This is a genomic window from Microbispora oryzae (assembly GCF_017896165.1).
Classification (GTDB): domain Bacteria; phylum Actinomycetota; class Actinomycetes; order Streptosporangiales; family Streptosporangiaceae; genus Microbispora; species Microbispora oryzae.
The window spans coordinates 24,750-34,821 of the sequence record NZ_JAFCNB010000038.1 but is presented as its reverse complement, the minus strand read 5'-3'; the positions used below and the strand labels follow the sequence as shown (position 1 = coordinate 34,821).

The window sequence follows — 10,072 nt, the reverse complement described above, 5'->3', positions numbered from 1 at the left end:
CGACGCATCATGCTCTTTCCGCGCCACCGCGGTGTCCTCCAGGTCCAGCGCCTCAGACTGCTGGATCACCGTACTCGTCACAGGTGTCTCCTTGATCAGGAGTTACACCGTTGTTTGTACAGCCCCGGGAAAGCTGGCCACGGGCCTCTACCCGGACGGCATGGGCCGCACGTCCGGCGGCTCCGTGCTGGGCCAGAGGCGGGGCAGCCATCGGGCTCCCCCGCCTCACGTGGCCGGCGCCGCCGGTACTACTGCGTGACCCCGGGGAAGGTCCGCAGCCCCGGCTCGAGGCCGGCGTCAGCGATCACCTGCTGGGCCTCGGCGGGCCAGTCGGTGCCGGACACCTGAACGTTGTCGATCAGCTGGTTGTTGTGCTGCGTCGCGTTCGGCGTCTGCGTGCCGCCCGCGTTGTACCAGTTGTTCTGCAGCGTGTTGTCGCTGGTGTTGTTGCTCGTCCCGTAGGAGTTCGTGAACACCCACACGCCGCAGTCCTGGATCACGTTGTTCTTCAGGGTCACGTACCGAGACCCCTCGTCCAGGTAGAGACCCACCGTGTGGAGGGTGTCGTAGATGTAGTTCCCGCTGTACACCGCGCCCGGGTTGGCGGACAGGTTGTACAGGCTTCCGCCGTCGTGGAAGACCTTCTTGACCCCGTGGATCAGGTTGCCGGTCACCTCGGTGTTCCTGAGGGTCGTGGGCGTGGTGTAGACCGGCTGGTACGCGTAGAGGCCGCGGTTCTGGTAGTCAGGGCTGCCGCCCACGTCGTTGGCGCCCCAGCCCCAGCCGATGTCGATCCCGTCGTAGGCGAGGTTGGAGACCTCGTTGTGCGCGATCACGGCGTGGTCCACGTAGGTGGACAGGATGCCCGACATCTCCTTGTAGTCCTTGGCGACGTCGGTCACGAAGTTGTTGTCGACCGTGATGTCGCGCAGGGTCATGGCCGGGTCGCTCGGGTGATGGGCGTCCGGCTGCACGCCGCCCACCACGACTCCGGCGCCGCCGAGGTCGGTGAACAGGTTGTGGTGCACCGTCGTCTCGGTGACCCCGAGCCCGATTCCGGCTCCGTTGGCGTTGGCGTCCAGGCCGATGCCGAGCCCCACCTGGCCGAGGTGGGCGAAGGTGTTGTCCGCGAACCTCACGCGGGTGGCCGCGGCCACCTGGACGGCCCCCGGGACCTGGTTCCAGCCGTTGCGCGCGCCCTCGAAAAGCGGACAACCGGACTGGCAACTGGTCAGGTAGTCGGCCGGCTGCGGGTAGGCCTTCGGGATGAAGGCGCCGTTCTGCTGGTCGGCGTAGCCGATGGACGTGCCGGGCGTCAGCCAGGTGGAGTACGAGAACCGGATGCCCGAGAAGGCCAGGTCGTGCACCGGGTTGTCGTAGCTGCCCGCGATCTGCACGAGCGATTCGAGGCGCGGCAGCACGAACGACTGCCGGTTCGGGTCCTCACCGGCGGCGGCGCGGTAGTACAGCTTGCCCGCGGACGGGTCCAGGTACCACTGCCCCTCCTGCAGGAACGCGTAGGAGTTCTCGAGCAGCAGCTGACCACCCGCGAACGGGCGGCCCAGCGTGTCGTATCCCCAGTTGTTGTTCTGCCAGGCCGGCTGCTGCATGGTGATCGTCGTCCCGCTGATGCTCTGCACCGGGGCGTAGCGGTCGGTGAACGAGTCCTGGCTCTCGACCTCGATCCGGCTCTGGTCCGGCAGCGTCGCGAGGTAGTTCAGCGCGGGGTTGTTGATCTGCATGCCCGAAGCCGTGACCGTCACGTCGCTACGGGCGATCTTGATCGCGGCGCGGGGCGCCGCCGCGTCGTTCTTGTAGAGCTGCCGGCTGTCCTGACCCTTCGGCACCGAGGCGACGAAGATGTTCTTGCCGCCGTCGTACGGACTCCACTTGGTCACGTCCTGGCCGCCGGAGACGACCGGATGCGCTCCGCTCGCCGCGGTCCACGTCACGGGCTTGACCGGGGTGCCGGAGTCCTCCGCGGTGAAGCGCAGCGGCTTGTCGAGCCGGTAGGTGCCGTCCTTCAGGACGACGGTGACGGTGCTCCCCGCGTGCGCGGACCGGCGCGCCATGGCCTGGGCCGCCTCCAGCGTGCGCAGGGGCTTGCCCGGCGTGCCCTGGTTGTGATCGTCGCCGCTCGGTGAGACCACGATCGTGGTACGGCCGGGGTGCGGCGGTCCGGGCGGTCCCGGCGGCGTGGGAGGCGTCGGCGGCGTGGGGTGTGTAGGGGGTGTGGGCGGCGTGGGATGCGACGATCCGGGGTCCGGCGGCGCCGCGAGCGCCGGCACGGCGCTGATCGCGACGATGCCCGCGGCCCCGAGGGAGATGGCTCCCGCGACAGATGCCCAGTGGCGTTGTCTCACCTGCACCAAGCTCCTCTAGTGAGGGTGACGTTACTCATATTACGTATGAGGAATTACCGGTTAACAAAGACCTTCGTCAAGGGGTTCCGGGCAACCTTCATCCCGCGCCGCACACGCCCGTAATCCACGCCAGCCCGGTCCTGCTCCGGTCTCGTCACCCTCGTGTGCCGGTTGAGCTGGGACGATCTCGGGACAGCCGCGCCGGGGGCCCGCGCCGGCCGACGCGCGGCAGCGGCTTGCCGTCTCTCGCGGCCCGACCCACGCCCCGCCCGTACTCCGCCCGTCCCGCGTCCGGAACCGCGGCGGTCGTCACCATCACCACTGTTCCGGCGCGATTGATCCGAGGTGTAACCTCCCGGGCATGAACGGGCAACACAGCGAAGGTTCGGTGACCGACCGGCGAGTCGCGGTCTCCACACTGGGCGAGGCCATGCTGCGGCTCTCGCCGCCGTCGGGCGAGCGGCTGCGCGAGTGTGGAGAGTTGCGGGTGCACGTCGCCGGCGCCGAAGCCAACGTGGCCGTGGCCCTGGCGTCGGTCGGGGTGGCCACTCGCTGGACGTCGGCGCTGCCGGACACGCCCCTCGGGCGTCGCGTCGCCGACTCGTTGTCCAGCGCGGGCGTCGCCCTCGACACCGTGCGCTGGATGCCCGACGAGCGCCTCGGGCTCTACTTCGCGGAGATCGGCTCCGCGCCGCGCCCAACGAGCGTGGTCTACGACAGGACCGGCACCGCGTTCTGGTCGTTGTCCGCCGACGACCTCGACTGGGACGCCGTCTGCGACGCGGAGATCATCCATCTGACCGGCATCACCGCGGCCGTCGCGCCCGGGTCCGACGCGCTGGTGCTGCGAGCCGCGCGGGAGGGCCGCGCGCGGGGCGCGACCGTCGCCTACGACGTCAACTATCGGTCGAGACTGTCCTCGGCCGAGACGGCCGCCTCTTTCGCCGTCGAGCTGGCGCCTTACATCGACCTGCTGATCTGCCGGGCCGAGGACGCGCGCGATCTCTTCGGCCTCGCCGGCGACCCGCCCACGCTGGCGAACGATCTGGCGAAGAAGTTCGGGATCGGCCGCGTCGTGGTGACCTCGGGCGCCGACGGCGCCGTCGCGTGGTGGGAGGGTGACTCCGTCTCGGCCCCCGCGCTGCCCACCGTCGGCGTCGACCGGATCGGCGCCGGTGACGCGTTCGCCGCCGGTGTGCTGTGGGGTCTCCTCGACGGGTCTCCGGGTGACGCGCTCAGCCGGGGGACGGCGATGGCCTCCCTGGCGATGAGCGTGCACGGAGACCAGTGCCGCTTCACCGCCGAGGAGGTGCTGGAGGTGGCCCGCGGCGCCGGGCGGGAGGTGCGCCGCTGAGGTTCCGGAGCGGCTGACCTCCCCGGCCTCCACCGGCGCCCGGCGGAAAATGCCCAACGCGTTCGCCAATGCCGATGGGCCGGGATCGCCCGCCCGGACACCGCCGTCCCGGACGGGTAATCAACAATTGTTTCGGACGACTCGAAATAAGGACTCCGCTGACCCGTCCGCCGTCATGACCGGCTACGTCGCCGGCGCTCGCTCATCCCGTCCGGCCCGGTCGCGCTCTCTGGCCCTCCCTATCGGGACGACCGTCCCGGCTTGGCAGAATCGATTCGCAATATTCGGATGTTGAGCATTACGTTCCCGCCTGGACGGCCGTGGATGTGTACGACCTGATGAAACGCGTCATACTCGTATTGACCATCATGGAGGGGGCGGCGTGACCGACATGCCACGCGCGGAGGGCGGCTACCGGCCTGGCTACGAGGTGGCCGCCGAACAGGTGCTGGAGTTGATCGCCCGGCTTCAGCTACGTCCGGGCGACCGCATGCCCACCGAGAACGAGCTGGCCCGGCAGCTGGGCACCAGCCGTACCGTGGTCCGAGAGGCGGTGAAGATCCTTTCCGCGCTCGGCCGGGTGCGCGCCCAGAAGGGCCGCGGCCTCTACGTGGCCGACGACGAGGGGATGCTCGGCACCGGACGGTGGGCGTCCTTCTTCCTCCCCACCGACCTCGACCACGTCTACATGCTCTTCGAGTTCCGCCGTACGCAGGAGACGGAGACGAGCCGGCTGGCGGCCCACCGCGCCACCCCGGCCGAGCTGAGAGCCATCGAGAAGGCGGCGGACCTGTGCCGCGAAGGCTTCGAGACCGGACGCGCGGACCTGTTCAACGAGGGCGACGACGCCTTCCACACCGCCATCGCCGCCGCCTCGCACAACATGTTCCTGCAGATCTCGGTACGAGAGTCGCGCCGGCTCCAGGCCCAGTCCAACCTCATCGGGCTGCGCGGATCCGTCGGCGGCCGCGCGGCCAAGGCCGTCGAGGAACACAGCGCCATCTACGAGGCCATCCGCGCCGGCGACCCGGACCTGGCCGGCCAGGCCGCCGCCACACACGTCGACAACACGATGGACGACTATCGGAGCGAGATCCAGCACCGCCTGTTCTCCCCCGCCGAGTGAGGAGCCGCCGGGCGAAGACCCCGGACGCGTCAGCGCGCGTCCGCTCGTACCGCCCCGGCGGGGATCAGTCCCTCGGCGACCAGGTCGCTCCAGAGCCCCTCAGGGATGTCGGTCTCGAACCGCCGGAGGTCCTCGTCCACCTCCAGTGACGAGCGCATGCCGACCGCGATCGCGGCGACCGCGGGATGCATCAGCGGAAAGGCCAGCGCCGCGGCCGGAAGCTCGACCCCGTGATCCGCGCAGATCGCCGCGATGCGGGTGGCCCGTCCGACCACCTCGGCGTCCGCCGCACGGTACTCGTACGTGAGATCGAACGAGGGCCGGGCGGTGGAGAGCAGACCGGTGGCGAAGACCCCCGCGGCGACCACGGCGACGCCGGCGTGATGTGCCGGCGCGAGCACCGAGTCCAGCGCCGTGTGGTCGAGCAGTGAGTAACGGTTGGCCAGCATGATCACATCGACCAGGCCCTCCTCGATCACCGCGGCGAGCCCGGCGGTCGAGTTGGTTCCGATGCCGATGGCCTTCACCAGGCCGGCCGCCTTGAGACGCGCCAGGGACGCGAGCCCCTCGCGGGCCGCACCCTCCCCTGCCTGGTCGGGATCGTGCAGGAAGAGGATGTCGACCGAGTCGAGGCCGAGACGGGAGAGGCTTTCCCGCAGCGAGCGTTCGACACCTTCCGCCGTGAAGTCCCATCTCCGCGTGAGGTCCCCGGGGACGGCGAATCCGTCGTCGTCCCACTCGCGGGGCCGCGGGCTGGGCACGATGAGGCGGCCGACCTTGGTGGACACGACGAACTCGTCGCGCGGACGACCGCGCAGCTCCGCTCCGACGCGGCGCTCGGAGAGCCCGAGACCGTAGTGCGGCGCCGTGTCGAAGTAGCGGATACCCGCGTCCCACGCCCGGCGCAGCGTCCGGGTGGCCTCCTCGTCGCTCACGGGACTGCCGAGGTTTCCGAGCGGGGACCCGCCGAATCCGATGACCCCGGGCCCGACCCGGCCTCGGTTCAGCAGGTCCACGACGTGGGCGGTCATGTGCCGAGCCCGTAGAAGGCCGACGCGGTGCCGGACGTGATCGCCTGGCGTTCCGCCGGGCTCAGTTCGCCGATCAGCTTGTCCACGACCTCACACCACCGCACGGCCCCGGCCGACAGCTCGGCCAGCGGCCAGTCCGACCCGTACATGAGCCGCTCAGGACCGAACGCCTCAAGCGCCACGTCGGCCACGCGACGCAGACGGTCAGTGTCACCATCGCCCACCAGTCCGGCCAGCCCGGAGATCTTGGCGTAGGTGTTCGGCCGGGCGGCGAGTGCCCGGAGACCGGCCTCCCACCCGGCGTCGTCATCGCATTCGGCGATCCCGCCGAGATGGTCGACGACGAACCGGACGCCTGGACGCGCGGCCACGACCGTCGCGGCCAGTGGCAGCTGCCACCAGCGCACGACCAGATCGAAGCCGAGGCCGCGCGCGGCCAGATGGCCGAGGGCGGCTCCCACGTCGGACCGCCCGAGCCAGTCGGGATCGGGATCGATGTGGACCAGGTGCCGGATTCCGACCAGCCTCCGGCGCGCCGCGGGGTCGAGGCCCTCGGGGTCGTCGAGCTCGTCGAGCTGTCCGGCGACATCGGCGGTGAGGTCGATCCAGCCGACCACTCCGGCGATGCGCGGGCTCGTGTGGGCCAGCAGCCGCCGCGTCTCCGCGACGCTGTTGCTCGACTGCACGACGACGGCGGCGTCCAGACCGGTCGAGTCGAGCATCCGGTCCAGGTCGCCGGGCGCGAAGTCCCGGTCGATCGCCGCCATGGTCGCTGGATCGATCCACGGCTGCGGGTCCGTGGCCCGGTTCCACAGGTGGACGTGCGCGTCCAGACCGCGGCTCATGACAGGTGCCACACCTCGTCGAGAGGCTGCCACAGCGCTCCCGGGACCCGCTCGTCGACGATGCGCACCTGGCACGGGTCGGTGTGCGTCCACCACTCGCGCGTGACGGGATCCTCGGCGATGCGGGCCATGTCCGCGGCGTGGTCGTCGCCGACGTACTCGTAGTAGGCGAACAGGGTGTCGCCGACGATGAAAATCGAGTAGTTCGTGACGTTCGCGTCGCGCAGGGTCTGCTCGACCTGAGGCCAGACGTTGCTGTGCAGCTCCAGGTACTTCTCCCGATACTCCGGCCGGACGCCGACGACGAGAGCGTGACGCTCGATGCGGTGAGGTGCGCTCACTGTCCCACCCGTTCCCCGGCCAGCAGGCCGAACATGTTCTCCTGACGGGAGTCCGGGACGAGGCGCAGCCCCGCCCGGGCGGGACGCACGTGCGGCCCGGTGATCGCGGCCGGCGGGTTGGCGGCCCGCACGCCGTTGATGTGCGCTTCGTCCACCCGGATGCCGATGCCGGGCTCGTCACCGAGGACGATGCCACCGTCCTCGAATTCCTGATCGATGTCGAGCCCGATCGGAGACGAGAGATCCTGGACCTCGAACGCCAGGTGATTGGGCACCGCGGTGGCGGCGTGCGCCAGCGGGTTGGCGTGGTAGGCCACCGGGCTCACGGGCAGATCGCGGCCATGAGCCACCGCGGCCACGCGCAGGAAGTGCGTGATGCCCCAGACGTTGCCCACCTGGACGATGTCGATCGCGTCGTTGTCCAGGAGCGGCCGGTACTGCTCGAGGCCGGTCAGGTTCTCGCCGGTCGCGACGGCGGCGCGGATACCCCGCCGGACCGAGGCGAGCCCGGCCGCGTCCCATCTCCGCACCGGCTCCTCGACCCACGTGAGGTCGATCTCGCGCTCGATCGCGGTGATGAACCGGACCGCCTGGGACCGGTTCCACGACTCGTTGGCGTCGAACATGAGAGCGGGGTGCGCCGAGTTGCGGCTGAGGACGTCCCGCAACGCTCGCAGCCGGCGCAGATCGTGCTGGAGGTTGCGGCCGCCCTTGAGCTTGGCGGCGCTGAACCCCCGGTCGGCGAAGTTCTCGTACAGGCGGACGAGGGCGTCGTCGTCGAGCGCGATGTCCAGTCCTGAGGCGTAACCGGGGACGAATCGGTCCCGGCCTCCCAGGGTGCGCCAGAGCGGCTCTCCCGCCGCCTTCGCCTTCAGGTCCCAGAGCGCCATGTCGATCGCACCGATCGCCCCGAAGGTCGCGCCGGAGTGCCCGGTCTTGAAGACGCGGTCGAGCATCCGGTCGTAGAGCGCCGAGACGGCCCGGGGGTCTTCGCCCTCCACGGCAGCGAAGACGCGGTCGATGTCGCCGTGCGCCCCCACCCCGACTCCTTCGAGCCCGCTGTCGGTCTCGAGGATGAGCACGTGAACCTCGGTGCGCGGCTGGGACATCACCCCGTTGGCATCGCCGATCAGCCGCCCCCAATCGTGTTCCGTCGTCAGGCTACGGTATCCGGTGACCTTCAAAATTTCCCCCTTTTGGCATGATTTCGACTCACTCCTTCGTTCCTCCCGCCGTCATTCCCGCGACCAGGAAGCGCTGCGCGAAGAGGAAGACGATGAGCACGGGCAGCACCGAGATGACGGTCGCGAGCGCGAGCGTCGGCAACTGCACGGACTGGGCCCCTGCGGAACTCGGGTTGAACGCCGGAGTGGAGGCGAGCAGCGAGGTCAGGCCGACCTGGACCGGATAACCATCGCTCGACGGCAGCATGACGAAGGGGAGGAAGAAGTTGTTCCAGCTCTGCACGAAGCTGAAGAACCCGACCAGCGCGATGATCGGCGCGGCCAGCGGCAGCGCGACCCTCGTGAACACCTGGAACTCGGAGCACCCGTCGAGGCGCGCCGCCGCGAGCAGGTCGCGCGGAACGCTCGTCGAGAAGTAGATGTACGTGAGGTACACGCCGAACGGGAAGAACGCCATCGGCAGGATCACCGACAGCGGGCTGCCGATGAGCCCCACCACGTTGAGCTCCAGGAAGATCGGGAGCACCAGCGCGGTGTTGGGGATCAGCATGACTATCAGAGTCAGCACCAGCAGCAGCCGCCGGAACTTGAACTCCGTAAGAGCCATCGCGTAGCCGGCCGGGATGCTGGCGATGAGCGTGATGACGAGCGCACCCAGGGCGTACAGCGCCGAGTTGCCCACCCACGAGGTCACCGCGCCGTCCTGGAACCCGAACAGCTGATCCCAGTTGGCCGCGAAGTCGCTGATGCTGCCGGGCAGGAACGGGTCGCTGACGATCAGTCCGTGCGCCGACTTCGTCGTCGCCAGCAGCAGCCAGACGATGGGAATGGCGAAGAACAACACGAAGATCGCGATTACGACCCCGACGATCGTCCGGCCGCTCCAGCCGCTGAGATCGCTGCGGCGCCTGGTGGCGTGGCGACCGATGTCCACTGTCGTCATGAGATCAGCCCCTCTCGAACAGGCCGCCGCGCGTCACGAAGACGGCCGACAGGGCGAGGGCGATGACGAGCAGCAGCAAGGAGATGGCCGCCGCTCCGTTGAAGTCGTTCTGCTGGAACGCGTACTGGTAGGCGAGCTGGTTGAGCGAGTAGTCGTTCGGCACGATCGCGTTGCTGGCCTGGGAGAGCAGCTGCGGCTCGACGAAGAGCTGTGTGCCCGCGGCCAGCGACATGATCCCCATGTACGAGATCCACTTGCGCAGCAGTGGCAGCTGGATCCGCAGGGCGATCTGCACGGTGGTGGCCCCGTCGATGCGGGCGGCCTCGATCACATCATGACTGATGTTGTTGAGCGCGCCGTACATGATGACGATCCATCCGCCCGCGCCGGTCCAGAACGCGATGATGGCGAAGACCGGGGGCAGGTGCGTCGGCACGATGACCTGCACGAAGCTGGAGAAGCCGAACAGGTGCAGCAGACCGCTGACCGGGCTGGCCGTCGGGTCGAGCACGAACAGCCAGAGAAGGACGCTCGAAGCGCCGGCGAGCGCGCCCGGAAGATAGAAGATGAACCTGAGTGACCGGCTCAGCCAGCGGACGCTGATCGCGTGCACGATGAGGGCCAGGAACGCGACGAGCACCACCAGGGCCACCAGCCAGAACAGCAGGTAGAGGGCGACGTGCTCGACGGCGGGCAGGAAGCGGAAGTCGCCGATGACCTTGGTGAAGTTGTCGATCCCGGCGAAGCCGCCGTCCCCGGTGGTGAACGCGAGGAAGAGGGCGTAGATGGCGGGCAGGATTCCGAACGCGACCGCCAGCACCGTGTAGAGAGCGATGAAGCCGTAGCTCATCGCGCTCCGCTCGCCGCTGCGGCCCCGGCCGGACG

The 10,072-nt window shown here is 69.3% G+C and carries 9 protein-coding genes; 2 read left to right on the top strand and 7 right to left on the bottom strand.

Going from position 1 to position 10,072, the window contains the following annotated elements:
• Window positions 1–248: 248 nt before the first annotated feature.
• Complete coding sequence (locus tag JOL79_RS33075) at window positions 249–2,363, bottom strand: right-handed parallel beta-helix repeat-containing protein (RefSeq protein ID WP_210159875.1); 2,115 nt, start codon at window positions 2,361–2,363, stop codon at window positions 249–251.
• A 361-nt stretch (window positions 2,364–2,724) separates the two neighbouring features.
• Here JOL79_RS33075 and JOL79_RS33070 point away from each other — a divergent pair, with 361 nt between their 5' ends.
• Complete coding sequence (locus JOL79_RS33070) at window positions 2,725–3,717, top strand: sugar kinase (RefSeq protein WP_210159874.1); 993 nt, start codon at window positions 2,725–2,727, stop codon at window positions 3,715–3,717.
• A gap of 391 nt (window positions 3,718–4,108) precedes the next feature.
• Window positions 4,109–4,843: a FadR/GntR family transcriptional regulator gene (locus JOL79_RS33065; protein WP_230985943.1), complete on the top strand. Its 735-nt coding sequence runs from the start codon at window positions 4,109–4,111 to the stop codon at window positions 4,841–4,843.
• A 29-nt stretch (window positions 4,844–4,872) separates the two neighbouring features.
• Here the strand turns inward: JOL79_RS33065 and JOL79_RS33060 are convergent, their stop codons facing one another.
• The 6 genes from JOL79_RS33060 to JOL79_RS33035 form a co-directional block, all read right to left on the bottom strand.
• Window positions 4,873–5,874 (bottom strand): aldo/keto reductase, encoded by a 1,002-nt coding sequence (locus tag JOL79_RS33060; protein WP_210159872.1) that lies wholly within the window; start codon window positions 5,872–5,874, stop codon window positions 4,873–4,875.
• Window positions 5,871–6,719 (bottom strand): amidohydrolase family protein, encoded by an 849-nt coding sequence (locus JOL79_RS33055; protein WP_210159871.1) that lies wholly within the window; start codon window positions 6,717–6,719, stop codon window positions 5,871–5,873. The genes JOL79_RS33060 and JOL79_RS33055 overlap by 4 nt, the downstream gene beginning before the upstream one ends.
• On the bottom strand, window positions 6,716–7,060 hold the full coding sequence (locus tag JOL79_RS33050) for an L-rhamnose mutarotase (RefSeq protein ID WP_210159870.1): 345 nt from the start codon (window positions 7,058–7,060) through the stop codon (window positions 6,716–6,718). The genes JOL79_RS33055 and JOL79_RS33050 overlap by 4 nt, the downstream gene beginning before the upstream one ends.
• On the bottom strand, window positions 7,057–8,142 hold the full coding sequence (locus tag JOL79_RS33045) for a mandelate racemase/muconate lactonizing enzyme family protein (protein WP_210159869.1): 1,086 nt from the start codon (window positions 8,140–8,142) through the stop codon (window positions 7,057–7,059). The genes JOL79_RS33050 and JOL79_RS33045 overlap by 4 nt, the downstream gene beginning before the upstream one ends.
• 130 nt (window positions 8,143–8,272) lie before the next feature.
• Window positions 8,273–9,187 (bottom strand): carbohydrate ABC transporter permease, encoded by a 915-nt coding sequence (locus tag JOL79_RS33040; RefSeq protein WP_210159868.1) that lies wholly within the window; start codon window positions 9,185–9,187, stop codon window positions 8,273–8,275.
• 4 nt (window positions 9,188–9,191) lie between these two features.
• Complete coding sequence (locus JOL79_RS33035; protein ID WP_210159867.1) at window positions 9,192–10,037, bottom strand: carbohydrate ABC transporter permease; 846 nt, start codon at window positions 10,035–10,037, stop codon at window positions 9,192–9,194.
• Window positions 10,038–10,072: the final 35 nt, after the last annotated feature.